Annotated in this window: 28 protein-coding genes; 24 read left to right on the top strand and 4 right to left on the bottom strand. The window is 42.9% G+C overall.

The annotated features are described in order from the left end of the window. Window positions 1-72: 72 nt before the first annotated feature. Entirely contained in the window at window positions 73-567 is a 495-nt protein-coding gene (locus tag KXD37_RS14480) for a L,D-transpeptidase family protein (RefSeq protein ID WP_263463642.1), read from the bottom strand. Window positions 568-624: 57 nt separating this feature from the next. Further along, a complete protein-coding gene (locus KXD37_RS14475) occupies window positions 625-1,485 on the bottom strand; it encodes a metallophosphoesterase (protein ID WP_127695341.1) in 861 nt (286 codons plus the stop codon). A 144-nt stretch (window positions 1,486-1,629) separates the two neighbouring features. On the opposite strand from KXD37_RS14475, the gene fadH reads away from it, so the two are divergent. From fadH to KXD37_RS14405, 14 genes are all read left to right on the top strand, one after another. Next, window positions 1,630-2,394, top strand: a complete 765-nt coding sequence (fadH, locus tag KXD37_RS14470) for a 2,4-dienoyl-CoA reductase (RefSeq protein ID WP_127695339.1) — start codon at window positions 1,630-1,632, stop codon at window positions 2,392-2,394. Window positions 2,395-2,457: 63 nt separating this feature from the next. Next, a complete protein-coding gene (locus KXD37_RS14465) occupies window positions 2,458-3,681 on the top strand; it encodes an EAL-associated domain-containing protein (RefSeq protein WP_263463630.1) in 1,224 nt (407 codons plus the stop codon). 247 nt (window positions 3,682-3,928) lie between these two features. Next, window positions 3,929-4,837: a manganese catalase family protein gene (locus KXD37_RS14460; RefSeq protein WP_103671621.1), complete on the top strand. Its 909-nt coding sequence runs from the start codon at window positions 3,929-3,931 to the stop codon at window positions 4,835-4,837. A 190-nt stretch (window positions 4,838-5,027) separates the two neighbouring features. Beyond that, window positions 5,028-5,267: a YkuJ family protein gene (locus tag KXD37_RS14455; protein ID WP_003218671.1), complete on the top strand. Its 240-nt coding sequence runs from the start codon at window positions 5,028-5,030 to the stop codon at window positions 5,265-5,267. Window positions 5,268-5,376: 109 nt separating this feature from the next. Continuing rightward, window positions 5,377-5,895, top strand: coding sequence for a ribonuclease H-like YkuK family protein (locus KXD37_RS14450; protein ID WP_106020384.1), 519 nt, complete (start codon window positions 5,377-5,379; stop codon window positions 5,893-5,895). A gap of 139 nt (window positions 5,896-6,034) precedes the next feature. After that, complete coding sequence (gene abbA / locus KXD37_RS14445) at window positions 6,035-6,226, top strand: AbrB antirepressor AbbA (protein WP_003218673.1); 192 nt, start codon at window positions 6,035-6,037, stop codon at window positions 6,224-6,226. Between the two features lie 138 nt (window positions 6,227-6,364). After that, a complete protein-coding gene (gene cbpB / locus KXD37_RS14440) occupies window positions 6,365-6,808 on the top strand; it encodes a cyclic-di-AMP-binding protein CbpB (RefSeq protein ID WP_024121221.1) in 444 nt (147 codons plus the stop codon). A gap of 146 nt (window positions 6,809-6,954) precedes the next feature. Then, window positions 6,955-7,836 (top strand): transcriptional regulator CcpC, encoded by an 882-nt coding sequence (gene ccpC, locus KXD37_RS14435; protein WP_044156069.1) that lies wholly within the window; start codon window positions 6,955-6,957, stop codon window positions 7,834-7,836. 115 nt (window positions 7,837-7,951) lie between these two features. Beyond that, window positions 7,952-8,428: a flavodoxin gene (locus KXD37_RS14430; protein ID WP_106020383.1), complete on the top strand. Its 477-nt coding sequence runs from the start codon at window positions 7,952-7,954 to the stop codon at window positions 8,426-8,428. Continuing rightward, window positions 8,418-9,311 carry a WD40/YVTN/BNR-like repeat-containing protein gene (locus KXD37_RS14425; protein WP_106020382.1) on the top strand — a complete coding sequence of 298 codons (894 nt, stop codon included), beginning with the start codon at window positions 8,418-8,420 and terminating at the stop codon, window positions 9,309-9,311. The genes KXD37_RS14430 and KXD37_RS14425 overlap by 11 nt, the downstream gene beginning before the upstream one ends. Before the next feature lie 15 nt (window positions 9,312-9,326). Next, window positions 9,327-9,782 carry a flavodoxin gene (locus KXD37_RS14420; RefSeq protein ID WP_024121225.1) on the top strand — a complete coding sequence of 152 codons (456 nt, stop codon included), beginning with the start codon at window positions 9,327-9,329 and terminating at the stop codon, window positions 9,780-9,782. A 105-nt stretch (window positions 9,783-9,887) separates the two neighbouring features. Then, window positions 9,888-10,598 (top strand): 2,3,4,5-tetrahydropyridine-2,6-dicarboxylate N-acetyltransferase, encoded by a 711-nt coding sequence (dapD, locus tag KXD37_RS14415; protein WP_024121226.1) that lies wholly within the window; start codon window positions 9,888-9,890, stop codon window positions 10,596-10,598. Window positions 10,599-10,668: 70 nt separating this feature from the next. Continuing rightward, complete coding sequence (locus KXD37_RS14410; RefSeq protein WP_106020381.1) at window positions 10,669-11,793, top strand: N-acetyldiaminopimelate deacetylase; 1,125 nt, start codon at window positions 10,669-10,671, stop codon at window positions 11,791-11,793. Window positions 11,794-11,853: 60 nt separating this feature from the next. Then, the gene (locus tag KXD37_RS14405) at window positions 11,854-12,099 is read left to right on the top strand and encodes a YkuS family protein (protein WP_010334064.1); all 246 of its coding nucleotides are present in this window, start codon (window positions 11,854-11,856) and stop codon (window positions 12,097-12,099) included. A gap of 34 nt (window positions 12,100-12,133) precedes the next feature. Here the strand turns inward: KXD37_RS14405 and KXD37_RS14400 are convergent, their stop codons facing one another. Continuing rightward, window positions 12,134-12,937 (bottom strand): mechanosensitive ion channel family protein, encoded by an 804-nt coding sequence (locus KXD37_RS14400; protein ID WP_024121228.1) that lies wholly within the window; start codon window positions 12,935-12,937, stop codon window positions 12,134-12,136. Window positions 12,938-13,181: 244 nt separating this feature from the next. Between KXD37_RS14400 and ahpA the strand changes: the two genes are divergently transcribed. From ahpA to rok, 3 genes are all read left to right on the top strand, one after another. After that, window positions 13,182-13,724, top strand: coding sequence for a biofilm-specific peroxidase AhpA (gene ahpA / locus KXD37_RS14395; protein WP_010334066.1), 543 nt, complete (start codon window positions 13,182-13,184; stop codon window positions 13,722-13,724). Between the two features lie 81 nt (window positions 13,725-13,805). After that, the gene (gene ykuV / locus KXD37_RS14390) at window positions 13,806-14,264 is read left to right on the top strand and encodes a thiol-disulfide oxidoreductase YkuV (protein ID WP_103671624.1); all 459 of its coding nucleotides are present in this window, start codon (window positions 13,806-13,808) and stop codon (window positions 14,262-14,264) included. 451 nt (window positions 14,265-14,715) lie between these two features. Continuing rightward, a complete protein-coding gene (gene rok / locus KXD37_RS14385; protein WP_024121230.1) occupies window positions 14,716-15,291 on the top strand; it encodes a transcriptional regulator Rok in 576 nt (191 codons plus the stop codon). 41 nt (window positions 15,292-15,332) lie between these two features. Here the strand turns inward: rok and KXD37_RS14380 are convergent, their stop codons facing one another. Beyond that, window positions 15,333-16,298 (bottom strand): hypothetical protein, encoded by a 966-nt coding sequence (locus KXD37_RS14380; protein WP_024121231.1) that lies wholly within the window; start codon window positions 16,296-16,298, stop codon window positions 15,333-15,335. Between the two features lie 132 nt (window positions 16,299-16,430). On the opposite strand from KXD37_RS14380, the gene KXD37_RS14375 reads away from it, so the two are divergent. The 7 genes from KXD37_RS14375 (at window position 16,431) to KXD37_RS14345 (ending at window position 22,587) form a co-directional block, all read left to right on the top strand. Then, window positions 16,431-17,030, top strand: a complete 600-nt coding sequence (locus KXD37_RS14375) for a molybdenum cofactor guanylyltransferase (RefSeq protein ID WP_263463629.1) — start codon at window positions 16,431-16,433, stop codon at window positions 17,028-17,030. Window positions 17,031-17,081: 51 nt separating this feature from the next. Beyond that, the gene (locus KXD37_RS14370) at window positions 17,082-18,101 is read left to right on the top strand and encodes a MoeB/ThiF family adenylyltransferase (RefSeq protein ID WP_103671626.1); all 1,020 of its coding nucleotides are present in this window, start codon (window positions 17,082-17,084) and stop codon (window positions 18,099-18,101) included. A 17-nt stretch (window positions 18,102-18,118) separates the two neighbouring features. Further along, window positions 18,119-19,411, top strand: a complete 1,293-nt coding sequence (gene glp / locus KXD37_RS14365) for a gephyrin-like molybdotransferase Glp (RefSeq protein WP_263463628.1) — start codon at window positions 18,119-18,121, stop codon at window positions 19,409-19,411. Beyond that, complete coding sequence (gene mobB / locus KXD37_RS14360) at window positions 19,372-19,893, top strand: molybdopterin-guanine dinucleotide biosynthesis protein B (protein ID WP_106020377.1); 522 nt, start codon at window positions 19,372-19,374, stop codon at window positions 19,891-19,893. The genes glp and mobB overlap by 40 nt, the downstream gene beginning before the upstream one ends. Continuing rightward, window positions 19,893-20,366, top strand: a complete 474-nt coding sequence (locus tag KXD37_RS14355; protein ID WP_101865195.1) for a molybdenum cofactor biosynthesis protein MoaE — start codon at window positions 19,893-19,895, stop codon at window positions 20,364-20,366. The genes mobB and KXD37_RS14355 overlap by 1 nt, the downstream gene beginning before the upstream one ends. Then, window positions 20,359-20,592, top strand: coding sequence for a molybdopterin converting factor subunit 1 (moaD, locus tag KXD37_RS14350; protein WP_044156050.1), 234 nt, complete (start codon window positions 20,359-20,361; stop codon window positions 20,590-20,592). Before KXD37_RS14355 ends, moaD begins: the two co-directional genes overlap by 8 nt. Window positions 20,593-20,829: 237 nt before the next feature. Then, the gene (locus tag KXD37_RS14345; RefSeq protein WP_151174988.1) at window positions 20,830-22,587 is read left to right on the top strand and encodes an ABC transporter ATP-binding protein; all 1,758 of its coding nucleotides are present in this window, start codon (window positions 20,830-20,832) and stop codon (window positions 22,585-22,587) included. Window positions 22,588-22,597: the final 10 nt, after the last annotated feature.

Genomic DNA, 22,597 nt, shown 5'->3' with positions numbered 1-22,597 from the left:
AACGCTCCTTACCCTAAAGGTCCCACTTTATCATATTATAAACCGCCTGTTTTTGAAACAAATAAGAAAACATTACCGGTTAATCATGACTCTTGTTCCGTTTGGCACAATTGAAGCGAGTTCCAGAACATCTTTGTTATGCATGCGGATACAGCCTTTAGACACAGCCTTGCCAATCGAAGCGGGATTATTCGTTCCGTGTATTCCATAGTGCTGCCTTGAAAGGCTCAGCCAATAAGCGCCAAATGGGCCGCCGGGATTGCGTTGGCGGTTAATAATATAGAACTCGCCAGTTGGTGTTTGTGTCAATATTTTACCGACGGCGATCGGATAAGTTTTTATTACCTGATTATTTTGGTACAAAGTAAGGGTTTTAGCCCCAATAGAGACTGCAATATGATATGGGATCGTATTTGGGGCCGGCAGACCGGGGATGACAATGCGCTGTCCGGCGATAACTCCTGATTGCAGCGATGGGTTGGCTTGAATCAAAGCAGCGGTGCTGATTCTGAAATCGGCCGCGATGCTGGTGAGTGTATCGCCTTGTTTAATCTGGTACGTAAGCAGTTTCCTCATCCTCCCTTTTTTATTTATAAGTATTGATGAGGAACCCATTCTGCTACATTAAGTTGTGCTTTTTAATGTAAAGACTGTGATTTCAGGTTTAGCCAGAAATCGCAAAGGCAGTCTCGTCATCCCGAGGCCGCGGTTCACATAAATATGAGTGTCGCCTGTTTGGTACATTCCTTCGGTATAGACTTTTCCGTACGGAGGCGTAATAAGCGGTCCGTAGAAGGGCAGCTGGATCTGCCCGCCGTGTGTGTGTCCGGATAGCTGCAGATTGACAGGATATGTTTTTGTATTCAAGGCAGCATCAGGCTCATGGACGAGCAGAATGGAAAACAGCCTCTCGCTTAGTTTCGATAGGGTGCCTTCATAATCGGGCTTGCCGAGCATTAAATCATCGAGCGCAGCGATCTCAATTTCGCTGCCGTCTGTGAGCGCCAATTTTTGATAGGCATTGCGGAATACCGTAAAACCTCCTGATGACATCAGGCTTTTATAAGCATCGGTTCCATAGCCGCCGTGATCATGATTGCCGTAAACACAAAACTTGCCGAAGGGTGCTTGCAGCTTTCTCAAAAAAGGAATCACTGCCTGATAATGTTGATACGTATCAGGGTTATCGATAATATCCCCGGTAAAAACAATTAAATCAGGCTTAGTTTCATTGATCGTCAGGATGACAGTTCTAAAGTCTTCAAGCGTAAAATAATCGCTTAAATGTGTATCACTGAACTGCACGATTTTAAAACCGTCAAATCCATGGGGAATGAGAGAGCTTTTAATCGTGTGCTCAGTAGTCTCAATCATATGCGGTTCCAGATAGCGGGCATAGCCATATCCCCCGCTGGCCGTTAAAACCCCGGCCGCAAAAACGCCGAGCGTTCCTTTTAAAAATTGTCTTCTGGACATCTTTTTCATTTCAAACCAACCTTTAGTAGAGTTTTTCTATTATATCACCTGTATCTTGAAAAAATCTCATCTCAGCATGTGCTGACAGAAGCTTGCGTATAATGATAGAATAATATTGAATGAATACTCATTCATAACAGGAGGGATCATACAATGGAAAAAAAGGTTGTTATTATTACCGGCGGGTCAAGCGGCATGGGAAAAGCAATGGCAAAAAAACAGGCCGAATTAGGCTGGAATGTCATGATAACAGGGCGGAACCATGAAGCACTTGAAGAAACAAAAAAAGAAATTGAAACCTTTGAGGGCCAAGTTGCCTGTTTTCAAATGGATGTCCGTTCTGATTCTGGGGCAGCACAAATGGCTGCAGAAGCGTTACATGTGTTTGGGCGTCTTGATGCACTTATTAATAATGCGGCCGGCAATTTTATTTGCCCGGCAGAAAAGCTCACGCCCAATGGATGGAAAGCGGTAATTGAGATTGTATTAAATGGTACGTTTTTTTGCAGCCAAGCCGCAGCCAGGCACTGGATTGAGCATCAGCAGAGGGGTGTTATTTTAAATATGGCCGCCACATATGCGTGGGGAGCGGGAGCGGGGGTTGTTCATTCCGCTGCGGCAAAAGCTGGCGTATTGTCGCTCACTAGAACTCTTGCCGTAGAGTGGGGCAGTCAATACGGGATCCGCACAAACGCGATTGCACCCGGTCCAATTGAACGAACTGGCGGTGCAGAGAAGCTATTTGAATCGGAAAAAGCGAAGGCCCGCACGCTGAACAGTGTGCCGCTCGGCCGTCTTGGCACACCCGAGGAAATCGCCGCTTTGGCCGCGTTTATGCTTTCTGATGAAGCTTCCTATATGAATGGGGAATGTGTCACTCTGGATGGGGGGCAATGGCTGAATCCTTATCCGTTTTAAAGCATATTAAACTTTGGATTCAATGTGGTATAATCAGACAAAGATAGAGAAGCAGGTGATAACATGTTGGATCCACTTGATATTTTAACGAACATTGATGATGTCCTCCCATATTACCAGGCGATTTTCAGTGCCGAGGAGCAGAAAATCGTCGGATATGAGGTGCTGGGACGTATATTGGCAGATTCAGAAATTCAAAGTCTCGGACCCTTTTTTTTAGATGCGGGGATACCCGAAGAATATAAATTAGAGGTTGATAACAGAATTATCCGCCAGGCTCTTGACCGCTTTTTAGAAGCGGATTCTGATCTGCTGATTTTTATGAATCAGGATGCCAATCTTTTAATGCTTGATCACGGCGAAAGCTTTCTTGAGCTTCTGAAAGAATATGAAGCGAGAGGGATCGAACTTCATCGTTTCGTGCTTGAAATTACGGAGCACAATTTTGAAGGGGACATTGAGCAGCTTTACCATATGCTTGCCTACTATCGTACATACGGAATCAAAATTGCAATTGATAATATCGGAAAAGAAAGCAGCAATCTGGACAGAATTGCGCTGCTATCGCCAGATTTGTTAAAAATCGATTTACAGGCGCTGAAAATCTCACAGCCATCTCCGTCTTATGAGCATGTGCTGTACAGCATTTCATTATTAGCAAGAAAAATCGGTGCGGCGCTGCTTTACGAAGATATTGAGGCGAATTTTCAGCTTCAATACGCATGGAGAAACGGCGGCCGCTATTTTCAGGGCTATTATTTGGTGTCCCCGTCAGAAACGTTTTTAGAGAGAGATGTATTGAAGCGAAGACTTAAGACTGAATTTCACCAATTTATCACTCATGAGAAAAAGAAACTAGAAACCGTCTATGAGCACTCTGAACAGTTTTACAAACGGGTGCACCAAGCTGTTACATCATTGCGGAAAAACAGCCAGTCCCCGGATGATGATTTTATTAAAAAGCTGGCGGAAGAGCTGACGGATTGCAGTTTTAGAATTTATATCTGTGATGGAGAAGGCGATCAGCTGACTGGAAATGTTTTTAAACAAGACGGAGAATGGATTTATCAGCCGGAGTATACGGAGAAGAACTGGAGCTGGCGTCCTTATTTTCTGGAGAACATCATGAGAATGAGAAACCTCAGAAAAGGGTTTTTCAGTGATTTGTACAGCGATTTGGAAACAGGCGAAATGATCAGAACGTTTTCATATCCGATGGATGATCAAATATATTTATTTATAGACCTGCCGTATTCTTATTTATATGAGCAGGATGGATTGATTTAAACGGCTGAAGAGCCGTTTTTTTTATGAATTGAAAAAAATATCAAAAAACGATTGACATTGATACTGAGAATCATTATCATTTAATTATAGAGAGAAGCTACTCTCTGTTCCCCAACCCCTCTATCAGATCAAGATCCGAAAAGCTTGGCGCTACCCCCGCCAAGTTTTTTATTTGTCAACGCATAAGACAATCCATAGAAACAATAAACCTTATTAGTGGTAAACAACGGCACTAGGAGGTAAAAACATGTTCAAAAGGAGCAACAGACTGCTTATTGACCTTCCAACCCCAGAACATCCTGACCCAAATGCGGCAGCGGCGGTTCAAGAGCTGTTAGGCGGCAAATTTGGTGAAATGTCCACTCTCAATAATTATATGTTCCAGTCCTTTAACTTTCGCAGCAAGAAAAAATTAAAACCGTTTTACGATCTCGTATCAAGCATTACCGCTGAAGAATTCGGCCATGTTGAGCTTGTGTCTAATACGATATCCTTAATGCTGACAGGTTCGACATTTAAAGGTGATCCCGACGTTACACCGATGAGAGATGCAAAAAATAAACGCAATTCCCAGCATTTTATTGAAACGGCTCAAACGTCTTATCCGTTTGATTCGATGGGGAAAGCCTGGACCGGTGAAAATGTGTTTAACAGCGGAAATCTGGTGCTGGATTTGCTCCATAACTTTTTCCTGGAATGCGGCGCCCGAACTCACAAAATGAGAGTGTATGAAATGACTGATCATCCGGTGGCCAGAGAAATGATCGGTTATTTGCTCGTGCGCGGCGGCGTTCATATCGTGGCGTATGCCAAAGCGCTTGAGATTGCGACCGGCGTAAATATCGGCAAAATGCTTCCGATCCCGAATCTTGATAATAAACATTTTGATACAGCCAGAAAATTCGAAGAGCAGGGAATTCATACGAAGCTATATACATTCAGTGATACGGATTACAAGGATATCAATAAAATCTGGAAAGGTGAGCATCCGATAGACGGCAGTGAGCTTCATGTCATTGAGGGAAGCCCTAAGGGAGCGCCCGTTCCTGATTTCAGAGAAGTGCCGGAGGAATTTGCTCCCGGGATTTCAAAAGAGGATTTTGACGAAATTGCAAAAAGGCTGTTGGATTCTGCCGGAATATCAAAAAAATCATAATTGTGTGTATGACATTCCAAAAAAAGCCTCAAACTACGTAAAAATAGTTTTTTCACTTTTTTTCTTTTCTTAAATTCAGCAGGGAAAATGCCATCCTGTCCGACTTTATGGTATGATGCTCAATAGAACTTGTATTATAATAAATACTTGTTGATTTGAAGTTGTTTTTTGAAAGGAGTCTTTTTTTAGAATGTCACAATTAATGGGTATCATCACACGGCTGCAAAGTCTGCAAGAAACGGCGGAAGCGGCTAACGAGCCAATGCAGCGCTACTTTGAAGTAAATGGTGAGAAAATATGCAGTGTTAAATATTTCGAAAAAAATCAAACGTTTGAACTGACGGTTTTCCAAAAAGGTGAAAAGCCGAACACATATCCGTTTGATAATATCGACATGGTTTCAATCGAAATCTTTGAACTTCTGCAGTAAGACTCTTGATATAGGGGAAACAAGCTTTCGCTTTGCAGCATGTAATCGAAATAAACGGTAAGGAACATACTTGTTTCATGGTTGTAAATCCTTGAAAAGGAGTGTCGTCATGGCCGATTCTTTTCTGTTTTATAATCTTTCAGAAGCACAGATGACCTTTCAAGATGTGATGGAGCGGCTTAAAGCCTTTATTCGAAGGGATCCCCGTTCTTCATATGTGTTATCGATCGGAACCGATTCACAGGTTTATCGTGATTACACAAAGTTTATTACTGCATTACATTTGCATCGTACAGGCAAGGGAGCTTGGGGCTGCTTGAAAAACCGCGCAGTCGACAGACCCATACATAGCCTTCGTGAAAAGATTTCGTTAGAAACGGCGTACAGTCAAGAAACAGCCGCCTATATTCTGGATGGACATTTGATGGATATTACCGATCTGCTCCTGCCTTTTGCAGGCGAAGGGGCGGATCTTACATTTGAGGTTCACTTGGATATTGGGAAAAAAGGGCTTACAAAAGAACTGATTCAAGAAATGACAGGGCGCATTACTTCAATGGGGATTGAGGCTAAAATCAAACCGGATTCATACACAGCCTTCAGCTATGCAAATCGTTTTACAAAATAATTCCGGCTCGCAAGCCGAGGGAAATGTCGAATTATGCGGTTGACGATTGTTTTCTGATTACTTATTCTAGCGGTAGAGCTGAAAGTAAGTTTTCTTGCTTTCAGAGGTATTCAGTATAAAACAGGGGGCCTGATTACGAATGAGTCTTATCGGTGAACGATTTACAGAAGAAGAACAAAAACTTCTGCTGAATATCCTGATCAATCATGAGTATGCTATCGAGCTTTTAAGCAGTGAGATCAACGATATAGAGACAGGAACCAAAAACGTTGACGGAACCACCTACAAAAAACTTGTAACGCTATACGACCGATTTCGATTTGAAAATTAATGGCACACCTTATAATTGATACTCCTCCAAAGAGTATCTTTTTTATTGAAGGAAACTTTTCGACAAATACTGATAAAGTTTATATTATTGTAGTATAGGGAATGTATGTGTTGATGAAAATGAAAAGGGGTCGAAAACATGATAAGCTTGCAATCAGATCAGCTTCTTGAGGCAACAGTCGGACAATTTATGATTGAGGCGGACAAAGTAGCGCACGTTCAAGTTGGGAACAACCTGGAGCACGCTTTATTAGTGCTGACAAAAACAGGGTACACAGCCATCCCGGTGCTGGATGCGTCATATCGTTTACACGGCTTAATAGGAACCAATATGATCATGAACAGCATTTTTGGTCTTGAAAGAATTGAATTTGAAAAGCTTGACCAAATTACCGTTGAGGAAGTTATGCTGACTGATATTCCGCGTCTTCATATAAATGATCCGATTATCAAAGGGTTCAGCATGGTCATTGATAACGGGTTTGTTTGCGTTGAAAATGATGATCAGGTCTTTGAGGGGATTTTCACAAGAAGAGTGGTTTTGAAGGAATTGAATAAGCATATTCGCTCATTAAACAAGTAGGCTGCTCAGCCTATTTTTTATTCTATTTGCAGAGCAATAAAGAAAGCGCATACATAAATTGGGGTGAAAAGGACTTGAATCATAAACTAAGATTTTATTAGAATAGAAGATAAGAAAAACTTATTGATAATAAAAAGGAGGACGACATGCAGCTTCAAGAGCTTCATATGCTCGTAGTTTTAGCTGAGGAGTTAAATATGAGAAAGGCGGCGGAACGGCTTTTTGTATCCCAGCCGGCTTTATCTCAGCGTTTACAAACCATTGAAAAGGCGTGGGGGACAAAGATATTTTTAAGATCCCAAAAAGGATTGACAGTAACGCCGGCCGGAGAGAAAATCATTCAGTTTGCGAATGACGTTACGTTAGAGCAGGACAGAATTAGAGAAAATATCGATGAGCTCGAAGGGGAAATTCACGGCACACTGAAGCTTGCCGTCGCCTCCATCATCGGCCAGCATTGGCTTCCAAAAGTTCTAAAAACGTATGTGGAAAAGTATCCGAATGCAAAGGTCTCGCTCATTACCGGCTGGAGCAGCGAAATGCTGAAAAGCCTTTATGAGGATCAGGTTCATATTGGCATTATTAGAGGAAACCCCGAGTGGAAAGGCCGCAAAGACTATTTAATGACAGACCATCTGTATTTAGTCGACACTGAAATCTCTTGTATAGAAGATATTGCTCATACAGAACGGCCGTTTATCCAATTTAAAAGCGACAGCACTTATTTTCAGGAGATTCAGCATTGGTGGCATCAAAAATTTAAAACGTCGCCAAAACAGACTATATTGGTTGATCAGATTGAAACGTGCAAACAGATGGCGCTGCATGGGATCGGATATGCGATTTTGCCGTCTGTTACCCTTCAGAACGAAGACAAAGTCAATAAAATGCCTCTGTTAGACGTGAAAGGCAATCCTATCGGGCGGGATACCTGGTTATTAGGCTATGAACCTGCTTTTGAACTGAAGCAAGTTCAAGCTTTTGTTTCAGTTGTAAAGGAGATGCTTGATCAAGAGCATCCATTTTAAGAGAAAAGACAGCAAAAGGCTGTCTTTTTTTATTTATATATTGACAATGAAAATCATTATCATTTAAAGTGATACATATGATATTGAAAATCATTATCAATTATGAGGTGATAACATGGCAAAAGCCTTGATTACATATGCCAGCATGTCAGGAAATACCGAAGACATTGCCGGAATTATAAAAGATACACTGAAGGAATATGGTTTAGACATTGATTGCATCGATATGGATGACGCGGAAGCATCGGCTCTGACTTCTTATGATTATGTGCTCATTGGCACTTACACATGGGGAGATGGCGATTTGCCTTACGAAGCAGAGGACTTTTTCGAAGAGGTTCAGCAGCTCCAGCTGAACGGTTTGAAAACAGCTTGCTTCGGCTCGGGGGATTACTCTTATCCAAAGTTTTGCGAGGCTGTCAATTTGTTCAGTGACATGCTGCAAGAGGCGGGAGCTGCTGTCTATCAAGAAACACTTAAAATTGAGCTTGCCCCTGAAACGGATGATGACGTGGAAAGCTGCAGAGAATTTGCAAGAGGTTTTCTTGCATGGGCAGACTTTGTGAACAAGGGAAAAAGCCATGTTTCATAAAGGGGCGACAGCTGTTGCGGCATCGGCGTTTTCTGGCTATTTTGTGGCAGTAAAAAGAGAAGGCATTTTTCATTATTCTTTGGAACAAGGCTGGAAAAAGCTTTTTCGTTTAAAAGCGAAAATACACTGCATCAGTTACATCGGTCCTTACTTATTCGGTGTCGGTGAAAAGGGAACGATCATTCGTTCATCTGACGAAGGGAAAAGCTGGACGATGTCAAGCTTCCCGACAAATGCGACAGTGTGGTCGATTACCGGCAGGAATGATGGATTTGTTTGCGCCCATGGCAAGCATTGCATTTATGTATCAGAAGACTTCGGTATTTCGTGGCGGGTTGCCAAACCCTTTGCGGAATTTGAACATCCGCCTGTTATCCGTTCACTGTGTCTGCATGGCGGGAATCTTTATATTGGTACACAAATACACGAATGTTTCGGAGGGATTTGGGCTTGCGATTTCAAACGAGGCGCTGTCCGAATGGTAAAAAAAGAAGACAGCCGTATGACGGCATCCATGCTTGTGTTCGATGAAAAATGGCTGGTTGCTGCAATGGGCTCTGCAAAAGGAAAGCGCGGAGCCGTCACTGCACAACATATTTTAACGGCTGAAGAAGTCACGATACATTCCAGCATGATCAAAAAAGAAGAATCGTTTCTTGATATTTCAGAGGATGATGGCATTATTTATGTCACAACGGCTCAAGACGAAAATGGCTATTCGAGGATTTATCAGGCTGATCTTGAGGCCCGAGAGCTAAAATGGTTCGATACCATTAAAGGTCATGGATGGAGAGTCGCCAATCAAAAAGAAAATTTCTTTTGTGCAGGCTTGTATGAATGTAAATTTGTCCAGCCGTACGAAGTTTCAGCAATGATTCATTAGAGGAGGAATACGGAATTGGGGAAGATTTTGCTGGTTTACGCAACGATGTCAGGCAACACAGAAGCCATGGCTGATTTGATTGAAAAGGGTCTTCAGGAGGCGGAAGCGGAAGTAGATCGATTTGAAGCGATGGACATTGATGATGCCGAGCTGTTTAATGATTATGAACATATCATCTTAGGAACCTATACATGGGGAGACGGTGATCTGCCTGACGAATTTCTTGACCTTGCCGAAGAAATGGAAGCCCTTGACTTTACCGGAAAAACATGCGCCGTTTTCGGTTCCGGTGATACAGCATATGAATATTTCTGCGGTGCTGTAGATACGCTTGAAGAGAAAATAAAAGAACGAGGCGGCGAAATTGTGCTTCCTTCCGTAAAGGTTGAAATGAATCCTGAAGGGGAAGAAGAAGAAGTATTAAAGGAATTCGGCAGACAATTTGCCAGAAAAAGCGGCTGTGCTGTCTGATAGATGCAAAGGGAACTGCCGAGCGGCTGTTTCCTTTTTTTCTTGTCTTTGTATCTTTCCTTTGATACAGTAATGAGGTAGAAAATCAGGAGGAGGACTATACATATGAAAATGATGGACGCAAATGAAATTATTTCATTTATTCAAAATAGCACAAAATCTACACCTGTAAAGGTTTATGTAAAAGGTGAGCTGGAAGGAATCAATTTCGGTGAATCTGCGAAAGCTTTTCTAAACGGAAACACTGGTGTTGTTTTCGGTGAATGGAGCGAAATCAAAACAGCAATTGAAGAAAACCAAAGCAAAATCGAAGATTACGTGGTAGAAAATGACCGCCGCAACTCTGCGATTCCTATGCTTGATCTTAAAGATGTCAAAGCGCGCATCGAGCCGGGTGCGATCATCCGCGACCAAGTTGAAATCGGCGATAACGCAGTCATCATGATGGGGGCTTCTATCAATATCGGATCAGTTATCGGAGAAGGTACAATGATCGATATGAACGTTGTTCTTGGCGGACGAGCTACTGTCGGTAAAAACTGTCACATCGGTGCGGGTTCTGTGCTTGCGGGCGTTATTGAGCCGCCATCCGCTAAACCGGTTGTCATTGAAGACGACGTTGTGATCGGTGCAAATGCTGTCGTACTCGAAGGTGTAACAGTCGGTAAAGGAGCTGTTGTCGCTGCGGGAGCGATCGTAGTGAACGATGTTGAGCCATACACAGTTGTTGCGGGAACACCTGCTAAGAAAATTAAAGATATCGATGAGAAAACAAAAGGCAAAACCGAAATCAAGCAGGAATTACGCCAGCTGTAAGGAATGATTTGATCAAAAAGGCGTGGATGATATATCCACGCCTTATTCGTATAGGCAGGAGGAAATGAAAATGAAGAAAGAGGAGCTCATTGCAATTCGCAGAGATCTGCACCGTATTCCCGAGCTTGGATTTCAGGAATTCAAAACACAGCAATATTTATTAAACGTCTTGGAGCAATATCCGAAAGACAGAATTGAAATTGAGAAATGGAGAACCGGACTTTTTGTGAAAGTGAACGGAACAGCGCCGGACAAAATGCTCGGATACCGAGCGGACATTGACGCGCTTTCAATCGAAGAGCAGACAGGGCTGCCATTCGCATCAGAGCATCACGGCAACATGCACGCCTGCGGACATGATTTGCATATGACGATTGCGCTGGGCATCATCGACCACTTTGTTCATCACCCTGTTAAGCATGATCTGCTCTTTTTATTTCAGCCGGCAGAGGAAGGGCCAGGGGGAGCGGAACCGATGCTTGAGAGCGACGTCTTAAAAAAGTGGCAGCCTGATCTCATCACTGCGCTTCATATTGCTCCAGAGCTTCCGGTCGGCACCATCGCGACAAAAAGCGGTTTGCTTTTTGCGAATACATCAGAGCTTGTCATTGACCTGGAAGGCAAAGGGGGGCATGCCGCTTATCCGCACTTAGCTGAGGATATGGTTGTAGCGGCAAGCACACTCGTTACTCAATTGCAAACGATCATCTCCAGAAACACAGACCCGCTGGACAGCGCTGTGATTACTATCGGTACGATTACGGGCGGCTCCGCGCAAAATATTATTGCGCAAACAGCTCACCTGGAAGGCACAATCCGCACGCTTTCTGAAGAATCCATGAAGCAGGTAAAGGAACGGATCGAAGATTTAGTAAAGGGAATCGAAATCGGCTTCCGGTGTAAAGGAAAAGTGACGTATCCGTCTGTGTATCACCAAGTTTACAATACAAGCGGGCTCACAGAGGAGTTTATGTCTTTTGTTGCTGAGCAAAAATTGGCACAAGTAATCGAAGCAAAAGAAGCGATGACAGGAGAGGATTTTGGCTACATGCTGAAAAAATACCCGGGTTTCATGTTCTGGCTCGGCGCTGATTCCGCGCACGGACTCCATCACGCGAAGCTGAATCCTGATGAAAATGCGATCGAAACAGCGGTTAACGTGATGACAGGTTATTTTTCTGTTTATGCCAATTAAGTACAATGGAAAGAATAAAATGCCATATGATGAGCACCCTATTTAACGGAGGTGTTCTTTATGACAAAAAAAATAGGAATTGAACAGTCGTTATCAGATGTAGAAGCTGCATTAAGAGAAAAAGGATATGACGTTGTCATGATGAAAAGTCCTGCAGATGCAAAAGGCTGTGACTGCTGTGTCGTAACAGGGCTAGACAACAATGTGCAAGGTATTGCCGATACAGTAACACAAGCACCGGTCATTACAGCTTCCGGGATGACTGCTGAAGAAATTTGCAGCGAAGTTGAAAGCAGAATTCAGTAAAGTAAAAACCGAAGCAAAAGCTTCGGTTCTTTTGTTATTCTGTTTCTTTAGGAAAAGCGCGATCGAGTGCGGTTTTTATTTCTTTTCTCAGCACTCGTTCGACCCGCCACTGTTCCATATTTTCTGTTTTTGCAATGACTCTGATCACAATTTCAGAGGTTCCCAGCTCTTGAATGCCAATGACATTAGGACCCTCTTTTATTTGTGGAAGAGCAGCTGCCGTTTCGTCACATACATGTTGTAAGATGTGAATGGTTTCATCGAGGTTTCTTTCAGCCGGGACTTTAATATCAACCAGCGCCTGCATCGTTCCGCGGGAATGGTTGCTTACATTTGTGATGTTCCGGTTCGGAATGTAATGCAGTGTGCCGTCAAAGCTGCGGATTTGGGTCGTTCTTAAACCGACCTGCTCCACAATTCCGTCAAAGGTCGCAACGGTTATATAATCTCCGACATCCAATTGTTTTTCAAGCAGAATAAAAAAACCTGTCACGATGTCGCTGACAAGGCCTTGGGCGCCAAAACCGACCGCCAGACCTACGATTCCCGCACCTGCTAAAAGAGCGCTCGGGTCGTAATGAAACAAATCCAGAACCATAACGAAAAAAATAAAAATCAATATGTAAGCAAATACGTTAAGTGTCAGGCTTCGGAGCGTGTGAGCGCGTCCGATAGACAGGCTGTTTTGGGCTTCAAATTTTGCAAATAGATGTTTAATAATTCTCATGCCTACAGATCGAACGATAAAATATAAGCAAATCATAATGACGAGCTTAATGAGTAAAACACCCGCACTGGTGACAAGACCTGTCCAATCATACTGTGTAATAAAATCCATGTTGGAGCTTCCTTTCTGAATGTGTTGCAGCATGTTAAAGTTTGTTTCCCTATACATGAACATGTTAAACTTTTTACCGTAAAATGTCGAAGGCAAAGACATGTATTCTTTGTTAAAAATTGACTGGGAAAATGCGGTTCGATATAATAGTCATTGCGAGGTTATTGACGAAATAAGGAATATTTTCCTTTATTTTCTTGTTCATCTGGCTTTTAAAGCCAAACTATCAATTGGAGGGATACATATGGCAGAACGTATGGTAGGTAAACAAGCTCCTCGTTTTGAAATGGAAGCAGTCCTTGCAAATAAGGAATTTGGCAAAGTAAGTCTTGAAGAAAACATGAAAAACGATAAATGGACGGTTCTTTTCTTCTATCCAATGGACTTTACTTTTGTCTGTCCGACAGAAATTACAGCGATGTCTGACCGTTATGACGAATTCGAAGATCTTGATGCTGAAGTGATCGGCGTTTCAACTGATACAATCCATACTCACTTGGCGTGGATCAACACAGACCGCAAAGAAAATGGTCTTGGTCAGCTGAAATATCCGCTTGCTGCTGATACTAACCATGAAGTATCCCGTGAATATGGCGTTTTAATTGAAGAAGAAGGCGTTGCACTTCGCGGATTGTTTATTATCAATCCTGAAGGCGAGCTACAATATCAAACGGTTTTCCATAACAACATCGGCCGTGACGTTGATGAAACGCTTCGAGTACTTCAAGCACTTCAAACAGGCGGACTATGCCCGGCTAACTGGAAACCAGGTCAAAAAACACTTTAATTCTTTTTGAGAACGAAAGAAAAAGGTCTAACAATTCGTTAGGCCTTTTTGACTCTTACTGCTCACTAGGAGGGAAAAGCGATGAAATTACGTCAGCCAATGCCTGAATTGACAGGAGAAAAAGCTTGGTTCAATGGTGAAGTAACAAAAGAACAACTGATTGGAGAAAAACCGACACTTATTCATTTCTGGTCCATCAGCTGCCACCTGTGCAAAGAAGCAATGCCGCAGGTGAATGAATTCCGTGACAAATATCAAGACAAGCTGAACGTTGTAGCTGTTCATATGCCTCGTTCCGAAGATGACCTGGATCTCGACAAAATCAAAGAAGTAGCTGCTGAACATGACATTACTCAGCCTATTTTTGTTGACAGCGACCATACCTTAACCGACGCATTTGAAAACGAGTATGTGCCTGCGTACTATGTGTTTGATAAAACCGGACAGCTTCGTCATTTTCAAGCCGGCGGCAGCGGCATGAAAATGCTTGAAAAACGTGTGAACCGCGTTCTGGCTGAAACAGAACAAGAAGCTGAATAATTGTGCGCAAATTAAAAACCTGATCCTAATCAGGTTTTTTTATTTGCGCAAAAAAGGAAAAGAGTAAGAAGCTTATTTTTCCATATTTGGGTATAAGAAAAACGCTTTTTAATGATTTATCTTCTAAAAACGAGACCTAATTTCTTATGTTTTTCTGCATATTTAGATATTTTTCATATCCCTGCACGCGAAAATTGTAGATATTACACTAAATTTCATTAAAGAAGTAATTAAAAGATATATTTTCAACTTTATTCCAAATGACTGACATAAGCTCTTGAACCCTTGTGAATAAAGAGGTCTGTTAAAAAATGAAACATTTTCAGAAAATAAGGAATTTTTCATAGAGTAAATATAATAGTAAAATGCTAAAATAATAGTTGATAAAATTACTTTTGTAATCTAATATCTTAATTAAAGATGTTAATTCTGATAGGGGGTACATTGAGGAATGTTTAATGAAAGAGAAGCTTTGCGCTTGCGATTAGAACAATTAAATGAAGCTGAAGTAAAAGTCATTCGTGAATATCAAATTGAACGCGATAAAATATACGCAAAATTAAGAGAGCTGGACAGAAATGGAAGCACTTCCGAAACGAAAAAGGAGTTCCGTTCTGAAAGAAAAACTGACTCTCTGCCAGTTCTCGCCGAGCTTGCAGCTCAGGAAATCAGAAGCTATCAGCCGCCATCACAGCAGCAGTCCGCCCAGCCTCAGCTTCAATCTATTTCCTCTCTTCCTGCCGGTATACCAGATGGAGCGACTAGAAGAAGAAGAGGAACGGCAAGACCGGGATCTAAAGCAGCTAAACTGCGTGAAGCGGCTATTAAAACATTAAAACGCCACAACGCGGCAATTAAGAGCTCCGAACTTCAAAAAGAGATTGAAAAGGAAAGCGGTCTTGAAATCCCTAATATGACAACGTTTATGCAAAGTTTAATTAAAATGTATCCGGAAGTGAAAAAACCGTATCGCGGCCAGTACATTTTAGAGGGTGACATCGAATCAGCTGAATCAGCAACAGAATAAGCACACAGAAAAACTGCTTGGGAGTTCAAGCAGTTTTTTTATTATTGGGTTTTTTTCGGTGAAGGTTTGTTTTCTTTTTCAAGATTAAGCTTATACACCCATTTTTGATAAGGTTTTTCTTCGGCGGCACGGCTCTTCAGCTCTTCAATTTTATGGTTGATAAGCTGGTCAGATGATTGGGCTCTGGTCAGCTGTTTTTGAAGCTCATTTACTTGTTTTGTGACATCTTCAAGGATGGTCTCTACATGACTTGACGGTGCGTAAACGGTTTGAGCTTCTTCTGCCGTTTTTTCTTTCTGTTTCGCACCGCCATCAATATCGGCAAAATGAGAAGCAATCCAGGCATCACTTTCATCAAGCTGTCGTTTGTACGAAATAATAGTTTCTTGAAATAGTTTTTCTTTCGTTTTTTCTATTTCAAGCAGCCTTTCTTTCGTTTCTATGATTCGATCTTTCATATGATCTATTTCTATTTTGATATGTTTTAGCTGGTATTCTTTTTCTATCATTTGCTCTTTCAAGCGTCCGTTTTCGGCTTTTATCGTTTCAGCTTGCTGCTTCGCTTGAAACAATTCGTTCTGTTCCCGCTGGATAGAGGTATTAAGATGAATAATTTGTTTATGCAAATTTTTATTTTCTTCCTCAATTTTGATTTTTTCGATATGAAGCTTATGTTTTTCTTCGATTTCGGTTTTGCGTTTGTAGGTTTCTGCGGAAAGAAGCTCCTGCAAGGTGACGATTTTATCGAGCAGTTCGGCTCTCATTTGATGCAGTGTATGGCTCGTATAGGAGGCGTGTTGTTCTTTCATTGACATTTGCTTTAGCTCAGCGGACAGCTGCTGAAGTTTTTCTTTCATATTGGTATTTTCTTTGAGCAGTTTGTTATTTTTCTGATGGAAGTAGCTTGCCTCAAGCTCGGAAATTAGTTTACGGCACCTTGACAGCTCTGATTTTAAATAAAGGTTCTCCTGTGACACGTCATGGAAAAAAGGACCTGTTCTTTTCAATCGAACCATCTCCCTCATGATGTTAACATTACAATATGCAAATACTGAACAGCTATTCCTCTTTAATAAACAGACAAGCATTGGCGTTGGGGCCTTGCTTTTGCTATGCTTTTGGTAACTAGAGGTGAGAGCATGAAACATATAAATGTACTTTTAGCAGGAGGAGCCTCACGCCGGTTTGGGGAGCCCAAGGCGTTTGTAAAATGGAGAGGCCGCATGTTTTACGAATGGGCTAAAAAGTCGCTGGGTGAGCAAGCGGTCATCATCAGCCGTCCCGAGTTTATCGATAGATTTCAAGAGAATGGCGAAACCGAAGTGTATCAAGACGCGGAGCCGTTCCAAGGAATGGGCCCATTGGCTGGTATCTATACTGCTTTTGAAAAGACAGACGGTGACCTTTATACGATTCTATCCTGTGACACACCGCTGATACGAAAAAGGATGATGGCGGAGCTCAGGCGCATGGTAACTGCCGATACGGACGCAGTCATCCCGATATCAGGCGGACGAGTGCAGCCATTGATAGCACTGTATCATAAAAGGATCATGCCTATTCTATATGAACAGCTATCTGAGAAAAAATTAAAACTATCAGATTTCTTAGACCGTATTTCAGTTCAGTACGTACAGGCAGAGGAAATCGCGGCAGTGCCGGAAGAGTTTATGAATATTAATACACGACATGACTATAGGCGTTTGAATGAACTCAAGACATTCTCCTGCTGGGACTGACGGGGGGAAATCATGGTATGATTGACATAAAAGATAAGGAGATCAGGTTTGATGGAAGAGCGTTATTCACGGCAAATCAGATTTAAGCAAATTGGAGAAGAGGGACAGCAAAGACTGGCAGACAGCCGCGTGCTGATCGTAGGAGCAGGAGCGCTCGGAACAGCCGGAGCTGAAGGGCTATCGAGAGCGGGAGTTGGAACCGTCACCATCATTGACCGTGATTATGTAGAATGGAGCAATCTGCAAAGGCAGCAGCTCTATACAGAAAGCGATGCGGAACTCCGCATGCCAAAAGCTATGGCTGCCAAAGAACATTTATCCGCTATTAACAGCGGCATACATATTGAGGCATACGTTACAGAGGGGACGGCTGAAACGCTTGAACCGCTGATTGAAAAAGCGGATGTTGTCATCGATGCAACAGATAATTTTGAAACACGCATGCTTATCAACGATCTAGCTCAGAAAACAAAGACACCGTGGATTTATGGCGCTTGTGTAAGCAGCCAAGGGATGTTCATGACAATTATTCCGGGGGAGACACCTTGTTTGTCTTGTTTGTTTGAGCAAATTCCTGTCGGCGGAGCGACGTGCGATACAGCAGGGATTATTCCGCCTGCGGTCCATATGGTTTCAGCCTATCAGCAGGCGGAAGCGCTGAAACTGTTAACGGGAAACACAGAGGCGATACAGCGCGGCTTTGTCACGTTTGATGTCTGGAACAATTCACATATGAAAATCAACGTTAGCAATGTACGAGTCGAAGATTGTCCGTCATGCGGCGTACACGCAGTTTATCCTTATCTTCAAGACTGGAACACGCCAAAAGCTGCTGTACTGTGCGGCCGTGATACGGTTCAAGTCAGATCAGAGTCATTAAAAAGAATACCGAAGCAGGAGCTAGCCAGTCGGCTGAAAACAATCGGCAAGGTAGAGGCCAATGCATTTTTGCTTCATATCTATTATGAAAATTTCAGAATCGTCATTTTTAATGACGGACGGGCTCTGATTCACGGAACAAGTGATGTGAAAGAAGCTAATTCTGTGTTGGCAAGAGTAATCGGATTGTAACAACAGGAGGGTTCAGAATGCTGGAGAAAAGAACACCGATACCGGTAGATGAAGCTGTTCGGCGTGTCAGCCGATTTCAAAAACGAGGGGAAACAGAATGGGTGGCGCTTGAAAACAGCCTTCACCGATTTTTAGCTGAAGATGTAACGGCAGATCACCATGTGCCTGCATTTGACCGTTCGCCATATGACGGTTTTGCTGTCAGAGCATGTGATACGGCTGAAGCTTCACGCGAGCACCCTGTCCGCTTTGAGGTCATTGACCATATCGGAGCAGGAGCTGTATCAGAGAAAGAACTTGCTGCGTTTCAGGCAGTGCGGATCATGACAGGTGCGCAAATTCCAAAAGGCGCGGATGCCGTGGTCATGATTGAGCTGACTCAAGCCTTTGAAGAGAATGGTCAGCCGTTTATGTCTTTAAAACGCCGCTTCCAGCCAGGGGACAATATTTCAAAAACAGGTGAAGATGCTCAAAAAGGGAGCGTTTTAGTCAGAAAGGGCACGCGAATTACTCCGGGGGTAACAGCTCTTCTGGCAACCTTTGGCTACGCTTCTGTGCCTGTCGTGAGAAAGCCTGTTGTCGGGATTATCGCTACCGGCACTGAATTGCTGAATGTCAGTGACCCGCTGGAGCCGGGGAAAATCCGTAACAGTAACGCCAGTATGGTATATGCACAAGTTATCGAAGCGGGCGCTTCACCTCTTTACTTAGGGAAAATCTCCGATGATCTTGATCAAAGCTTTGCTGCGGTCGAGGAAGCAATGGAAAAGGTTGATTTTCTAATCACAACAGGCGGCGTGTCAGTGGGTGACTTTGACTTTTTGCCTGGAATCTATGAAAGGCTCGGAGCTGATGTGCTCTTTAATAAAGTTGCTATGCGCCCGGGAAGTGTAACGACTGTGGCTCATGCAAACGATATGCTGCTGTTTGGGCTGTCAGGTAACCCGTCGGCTTGCTATGTCGGTTTTGAACTGTTTGTAAAACCGATGATCCGGTCATGGCTGCTTCATGATAAACCGCATCCAATTTGCGCAGAAGCTGTTTTGACTAAGGACTTTCCGAAGCCGAATCCTTTTACCCGATTTGTACGTGCTTATGTACACCATCAGGAAGGAAAGCTGTTAGCGGCTCCCGTTGGATTAGATAAGTCAAGCTCTGTCACTTCACTTGCAGAAGCGAATGCGTTTATCATCCTGCCGGGCGGTACGAGAGGTTACGAATCAGGCAGAACAGTCCACGTGCTGCTGATCAGAGAAGAGAATGGAAGTGAGTGGCCTTGGTCCGTCCTTTCCCGATCGTCCAAGTTGTAGGTTTCCAAAATAGCGGAAAAACAACATTGATAGAGCGTATTCTTAAAAAAGCCGCACTACAGGGACTGCATGCAGGCTGCCTGAAGCATCACGGTCATGGCGGTGAACCGGAAGCATTCACTGAAGGAAAAGACACTGACCGTTACCAAGCTGCGGGAGCTGAAGTAACAGCAGTAGAAGGAGCGGGTGTTTTACAGCTTACGGCCCGCCGTAAATGGGATCTCCCGCAGCTGATCGAGTTATATCGCTTTCTCGATATGGATTGCCTGCTCATAGAAGGCTTTAAAAAAGCTCCTTATCCTAAAGTAGTAATAGTACGAGATAAGAATGATCTGGCTGAACTGCAGGCAGTAAATATAATCGCAATTATATACAGAGAAAAAGAACAAATGGCTGCACACCAAGGATTACCCGTTTTTCACGCGGATGATCCAGCAGCAGTTGATTTTGTGCTTTCACAGCTGAAAGGGGAATCTGTGTAATGGGAAGGTTTGAGATTACGAAAACACCCATCGTTACTGAAGATATCATAAAAAAAGTAGAGAAACGGGAAGCCGGAGCTATTACCACGTTTATCGGGACAGTTCGGGAGTGGACAAACGGAAAAAAAACAATCCGGCTGGAATATGAGGCTTATGAACCGATGGCTGTGCAGATGCTGGCCCAAATCGGGGCTGAAATAGAAGAGAAATGGAAAGGTGCTTCGGCTGCTATCACACATCGGATCGGTGTACTGGATATCGGCGAAGCGGCAGTTGTCATCGCTGTGTCTTCTCCCCATCGAAAAGCCGCTTATGAAGCCAATGAGTATGCAATCGAACGCATTAAACAGATTGTGCCTATTTGGAAAAAAGAAATTTGGGAAGACGGAGAGCAATGGATCGGTAACCAGCTTGAGACAACAGCTTATCCGAATGGAAAACCAGATGTAAGTGAGGGAGAGCAGCATGATTAACATTCTTTTGTTTGCGGGACTTGCTGAAAAGGCCGGCACGTCAACGCTTGAAATTGATATGGAACAAGCAACAACCGATGATATAAAAGCGGTATTAAAGGAACAATACGGACTTGAATCAATTGATACGGCTATGATTGCTGTAAATGAAAACTACGTCAAAGAAAATACCTCAGTATCTTCCGGTGACACGGTGGCTGTTATTCCACCTGTCAGCGGGGGATGAAAACCGGACGGCGATAAAGCCGTCCGGTTTTTGCGTTAAAAGTCATATCCCTCTTTTTTTGCATATCCTGCTCATCATCCTGCATACAATGATTTTCTGTAGGCATTTATTTTACATAAGTCCCACCATATAAAGTAAGAGACTATCCCCACCATTAGATTGAATTTTTGAAAAATAATAGAAATTTATTTCTGGAATCGATATAGTAAGGGTGAAAAAACTGGAAGGGTGCTGGGTATGGAGACATTTAAAAGATTAAAAGCATTTTATTGGCCGTACAGAAAGGTGTTTATGTGGTCGCTTCTGGCGATGGTTTTGATGACAGCCATTACGGTCGTTTATCCGATCATTCTGCAAATTACGATTGATGAGATCGTACTGGGGAGGCAGTATCAGCTTGCAGCATGGATCAGTCTGGGATTTATTGCGGTTATGGCTGTAAAAGGAACTGCCACTTTTTTTCATCAGTATTTAGGTGATATGTTTGGCATCAAATCTGTTTATCGGCTGAGAAATGGCCTGTATGCAAAACTGCAGAGGCTTTCTTTTTCTTACTATGACAACGCAAAAACAGGTGATTTGATGTCCAGGCTGACAGCCGATGTTGAAGGGCTCAGGTTTTTTTTATCCTACGGGCTTGCTGAGTTTATTCGATTCGGCTTGCTGGTTGCAATCAGCTTATCGGTCATGTTTTACTATTCGGTTCCGCTTACGCTGGTAACAATCGCTGCTTTGCCTTTTCTGGCGGTCGCGGTATATCAGTTTGACAAAAGAGTACACCCCGCATTCCGAGGCATCAGAAAATCGTTTGCAAAGCTCAATACAAAGGTGCAGGAAAATATCAGCGGCATCAACACAGTTAAGTCACTATCAAGAGAAGATTTTCAAATCAGCGCCTTTAATAAGGCAAATGCGGCCTACAGAACAAAATATTTACAAACGTCATCCATCTGGTCTGCGTATTTTCCGCTGATGGAGTTTATCGGCAATATTTGTATTGTGGCTCTTCTTTCATACGGCGGCTATTTGGTCATGCAAAATCAGCTGAATCCGGGTGAGCTTGTCGCTTTCTTCAGTCTTGTCAATTATATGATGTGGCCGATTATGAACTTAGGTTTTGTGATTAATATGTTTTCTCAGGCAAAAGCCTCAGGAGAGCGTCTGTTAGACATTCTTGATGAAGAGGAAGACATCAAAGACCACGTTCATGCTTTACATCAGCCAAAGTTAACCGGAGATGTCTCATTCAAAGATGTAACTCTCACATACAGAAATGAACAAACGAACGCGCTTTCCGATGTAAGCTTTGAAGCAAAAAGCGGAAAGATGATCGGACTTTTGGGTCCTACAGGATCTGGAAAAAGCTCAGTCACACAGCTCCTCACTAGATTTTACAGTCCTGCAGGCGGAATCATCACCATTGATCATAAACCTATCACAGATTATTCATTAAAAACCCTTCGCTCAAATATTGGAGTTGTACTTCAAGAATCATTCCTATTTTCATCTACTATTCGATCAAATATTTCATACGGGAAGCCGGATGCTTCGATGGACGACATTATAAATGCGGCAAAAAGAGCTCAGGCCCACGATTTTATTATGGAACTGCCTGACGGATATGACACCATGCTTGGAGAAAGGGGGCTGGGGCTTTCTGGAGGTCAGAAGCAGCGCATTGCTATTGCCAGAGCCATCTGTTTAAACCCGAGCATTTTAATATTAGATGACGCCACAAGTGCAGTAGATATGCAAACTGAGCACAGCATACAGCTTGCGTTAAAAGAAGTCATGAAAAACCGCACAACCTTTATCATCGCTCACCGCATTTCTTCACTGAAACACGCAGATGAAATTCTTGTCTTCGATAAAGGTAGCATTCGTGAAAGAGGCAATCATCACGAGCTTCTTGCCAAGAACGGCTATTACAAAAAGATATACGATTTGCAATACCGGGACGTCAATATGATAAATGAGCCGCATCAGGTCGGATAGGGAGGAACAT

Origin of the sequence: Bacillus sp. XT-2 (assembly GCF_025696525.1) — a bacterium.
Lineage (GTDB): Bacteria > Bacillota > Bacilli > Bacillales > Bacillaceae > Bacillus > Bacillus halotolerans.
Note: the sequence above shows the minus strand (reverse complement) of the source record. Positions and strands in the feature narration are given on the sequence as shown.

Bases quoted from the DNA above. Each gene is read 5' to 3' on its own strand.
- KXD37_RS14425 (WP_106020382.1), top strand. From the start codon at position 8,418: ATGTTTCATAAAGGGGCGACAGCTGTTGCGGCATCGGCGTTTTCTGGC.
- ykuV (WP_103671624.1), top strand. From the start codon at position 13,806: ATGAAATTACGTCAGCCAATGCCTGAATTGACAGGAGAAAAAGCTTGG.
- KXD37_RS14460 (WP_103671621.1), top strand. From the start codon at position 3,929: ATGTTCAAAAGGAGCAACAGACTGCTTATTGACCTTCCAACCCCAGAA.
- KXD37_RS14450 (WP_106020384.1), top strand. From the start codon at position 5,377: ATGGCCGATTCTTTTCTGTTTTATAATCTTTCAGAAGCACAGATGACC.
- dapD (WP_024121226.1), top strand. From the start codon at position 9,888: ATGAAAATGATGGACGCAAATGAAATTATTTCATTTATTCAAAATAGC.
- KXD37_RS14400 (WP_024121228.1), bottom strand. From the start codon at position 12,937: ATGGATTTTATTACACAGTATGATTGGACAGGTCTTGTCACCAGTGCG.
- ccpC (WP_044156069.1), top strand. From the start codon at position 6,955: ATGCAGCTTCAAGAGCTTCATATGCTCGTAGTTTTAGCTGAGGAGTTA.
- KXD37_RS14475 (WP_127695341.1), bottom strand. From the start codon at position 1,485: ATGAAAAAGATGTCCAGAAGACAATTTTTAAAAGGAACGCTCGGCGTT.
- rok (WP_024121230.1), top strand. From the start codon at position 14,716: ATGTTTAATGAAAGAGAAGCTTTGCGCTTGCGATTAGAACAATTAAAT.
- KXD37_RS14430 (WP_106020383.1), top strand. From the start codon at position 7,952: ATGGCAAAAGCCTTGATTACATATGCCAGCATGTCAGGAAATACCGAA.
- abbA (WP_003218673.1), top strand. From the start codon at position 6,035: ATGAGTCTTATCGGTGAACGATTTACAGAAGAAGAACAAAAACTTCTG.
- fadH (WP_127695339.1), top strand. From the start codon at position 1,630: ATGGAAAAAAAGGTTGTTATTATTACCGGCGGGTCAAGCGGCATGGGA.
- moaD (WP_044156050.1), top strand. From the start codon at position 20,359: ATGATTAACATTCTTTTGTTTGCGGGACTTGCTGAAAAGGCCGGCACG.
- KXD37_RS14370 (WP_103671626.1), top strand. From the start codon at position 17,082: ATGGAAGAGCGTTATTCACGGCAAATCAGATTTAAGCAAATTGGAGAA.
- KXD37_RS14465 (WP_263463630.1), top strand. From the start codon at position 2,458: ATGTTGGATCCACTTGATATTTTAACGAACATTGATGATGTCCTCCCA.
- KXD37_RS14375 (WP_263463629.1), top strand. From the start codon at position 16,431: ATGAAACATATAAATGTACTTTTAGCAGGAGGAGCCTCACGCCGGTTT.
- KXD37_RS14455 (WP_003218671.1), top strand. From the start codon at position 5,028: ATGTCACAATTAATGGGTATCATCACACGGCTGCAAAGTCTGCAAGAA.
- glp (WP_263463628.1), top strand. From the start codon at position 18,119: ATGCTGGAGAAAAGAACACCGATACCGGTAGATGAAGCTGTTCGGCGT.
- cbpB (WP_024121221.1), top strand. From the start codon at position 6,365: ATGATAAGCTTGCAATCAGATCAGCTTCTTGAGGCAACAGTCGGACAA.
- KXD37_RS14345 (WP_151174988.1), top strand. From the start codon at position 20,830: ATGGAGACATTTAAAAGATTAAAAGCATTTTATTGGCCGTACAGAAAG.
- ahpA (WP_010334066.1), top strand. From the start codon at position 13,182: ATGGCAGAACGTATGGTAGGTAAACAAGCTCCTCGTTTTGAAATGGAA.
- KXD37_RS14405 (WP_010334064.1), top strand. From the start codon at position 11,854: ATGACAAAAAAAATAGGAATTGAACAGTCGTTATCAGATGTAGAAGCT.
- KXD37_RS14410 (WP_106020381.1), top strand. From the start codon at position 10,669: ATGAAGAAAGAGGAGCTCATTGCAATTCGCAGAGATCTGCACCGTATT.
- KXD37_RS14355 (WP_101865195.1), top strand. From the start codon at position 19,893: ATGGGAAGGTTTGAGATTACGAAAACACCCATCGTTACTGAAGATATC.